The organism is Veillonella parvula, assembly GCF_024461875.1.
Lineage (GTDB): Bacteria > Bacillota > Negativicutes > Veillonellales > Veillonellaceae > Veillonella > Veillonella parvula_I.
The window spans coordinates 1-248 of sequence record NZ_JANGAL010000084.1; the positions used below are offsets into that span (position 1 = coordinate 1).

The following is a 248-nucleotide window of genomic DNA, read 5'->3' on the forward strand; positions in this document are numbered from 1 at the left end:
TCCGGTTGCAGAAGGGATGGAAGTGCAGACGAATACGCCGAAACTTCTTGATTCGAGAAGAAGAACATTAGAGCTGCTTTTGTCGAATCATGACAAAAAATGTCTGTCTTGTGTCAGAAGCGGGCAGTGTGAACTTCAAGAGCTTTGTCAGGAACTCGGAGTGACAGATGAAAATTACTTCGAGGGCGAGACAACACATTATGAATTGGATGAAAGCGCGGTTCATATGGTGCGGGATAACAACAAAT

Annotated in this window: 1 pseudogene; it reads left to right on the plus strand. The window is 44.4% G+C overall.

Annotation, left to right across the window (positions count from 1 at the left end):
• Positions 1-22 precede the first annotated feature (22 nt).
• Positions 23-248 (plus strand): annotated as a pseudogene (locus NE668_RS09960) (hypothetical protein); the annotation flags it as partial.